The organism is Allosphingosinicella sp. (assembly GCF_036403745.1).
Lineage (GTDB): Bacteria > Pseudomonadota > Alphaproteobacteria > Sphingomonadales > Sphingomonadaceae > Allosphingosinicella.
Genome location: NZ_DASWQI010000097.1, coordinates 1 through 1,786 on the forward strand (window position 1 = coordinate 1; position 1,786 = coordinate 1,786).

Consider the following 1,786-nt stretch of genomic DNA (forward strand, 5'->3'; position numbering starts at 1 on the left):
AAGCGAAGTCGTGGCGAGCTGTGCCAGACAGGGCTATGCCGAGACCGCCGTCGTTGTTGATGCCGATGGCGTGCGTCAGTCCGTGCTGCGCGGCGATCGTGCTGGAAGCCATACGCTCGACAGTGCGAACGACAAGGCCTATACGGCGGCCTCATTCAAGGCCGATACCTCCGTACTGGTTGAGCGAGCGAAGACGGTACCGGGGTTCTCCGCGCTGTTCACACAACTGCCTCACTTGAGAGCCTCTTGCAGAAATCGGCAGATGGGTGGCCTTGCGCTCCACCGAAGCGATTTTAAGCAATCTGGAATTGTGACTTGGTGCTGAACAGCCGGAGAAGGCTGTCCGCGGCCAGGACCGCCACGCCGAACATCAGATGGCAGAACGCCTTGAGCGGTCCGCGGACCCGGAGATGGCGGCCTCCGAACTCGTCCTTGAGACGGCCGTTGGCGCGTTCGGCGGTGGTGCGCGCCTTGTAGTGCTCGTCATCGGGATCGGGAATGTTGACGAGGCGGCGCCGGGCTCGTTCCGCCGCAAGCTCCACCTTCAGCGCGGTGTCGCGACGGGTGTTGAAGTCGATCACGGGAACCCGGCCAGCGGCCAGGCAGTCCTCGACGATGATTTCGGCATCGTAGGCGGAATCCATGATGTCGTAGAGCCAGACCACGCGCTGCTGGCTCAGCCGCGTCAGCGGGATGGCGGCCTGGCTGTCGTGGGTCGAGGCGGCGGTGAGCACGGCGGAGATCGGCACCATACCGTCGCTGACGTCCAAATGCAGTTTGTAGCCGATCCAGGTTTCGGAGAACCCTTTGCTGTTGCGCTTGGTCCCGATGTCGCAGCCGGTCGGCAGCTCGGCGAGCATGGCCTCCAGCGTCTGCTGACGCTGCCGTTCCAGGCGCGTCGGCGGCTTGGGTTCGCGCACTTCGTCCTTGCGCGGGCGACCGCGCTGGGGTTCAGACGCCTCGGACGGCGGCTCGTCGGGTGGGCGGCGCTGCGGCGTCTCGCGCGTCTCGATCTCGGTCGCATCGCGCGCCACATGGCCGATGATGTGATCGCGCAGACCCGCGCGGACCAACTGCTCATGGACCCGCTCGGGCAGCCGCTGGTCAGCGAACTCGGCGAAGGCTCGGGAGAAGGTCGCCTCGCTCGGGACCTGAGCACGGCGTTCCCAGCCGCAGATGCGCCGCAACGAGCGATCGACGTGCAGCCGCTCGATCAGCGCTGCCGTGGTCGGAAGGTTGAGCACGGTCTTGGCGACGAAGGCGCGGGCGATCGCCGGACGGTCCTCGGGGACCCGCCCGCGCCCGCCCGGCGGTGGTGCCGCGAAGGCTTCCAGGCCGAGCGTATCCAGGATGATGACGAGCCGCTCGAGTTTGGTGGTGAGCGGATCGAGTTCCTCTTCCAGCCAAGGGAAAAGGCTGGGCTGGCTGTTGATCCACGCTCCGCAATACCGCTTCGCTTCCTCGGTCATGAATTGGATCCGATATGCCTGCGACTCGCACCGATTATGTATTCGTGCATCCACTATGTATAGAAAGATTTATTTTTGCCACCTACTCGTCAATATGAAAATCGATCACGATATATACAGGTTATGTGACTTGTCTCGGTAGATTTATCTCTGCAAGAGGCTCGGGGGATATAACGGGGAAGATCCTCGAGTCTCCGGCCTTGACGTCACGGTGTTTTTCTGGGATTTTCTACCTAACCAGGAGATGGTAACAGTTCCTTCCACGAATACATACATTAGCGGGGATGAGCTCGACGCGGACGGAGACGATGCCGAGC

General features: G+C 62.7%; 2 protein-coding genes. One reads left to right on the forward strand and one right to left on the reverse strand.

The window, feature by feature from the left end; all coding sequences use genetic code 11:
- A partial coding sequence (locus tag VGC56_RS18910) for a GlcG/HbpS family heme-binding protein (RefSeq protein WP_464127401.1) occupies positions 1 to 325 on the forward strand: 325 nt, incomplete at its 5' end.
- On the opposite strand, the gene VGC56_RS18915 is transcribed toward VGC56_RS18910, so the two are convergent.
- Positions 294 to 1,469, reverse strand: coding sequence for a transposase (locus VGC56_RS18915; RefSeq protein WP_464127403.1), 1,176 nt, complete (start codon positions 1,467 to 1,469; stop codon positions 294 to 296). The two genes, VGC56_RS18910 and VGC56_RS18915, sit on opposite strands and share 32 nt — an antisense overlap.
- Between the last annotated feature and the right edge of the window lie 317 nt (positions 1,470 to 1,786).

Excerpts from the sequence above, each read along its gene's own strand:
- VGC56_RS18915 (WP_464127403.1), bottom strand. The coding sequence starts at position 1,469 with ATGACCGAGGAAGCGAAGCGGTATTGCGGAGCGTGGATCAACAGCCAG.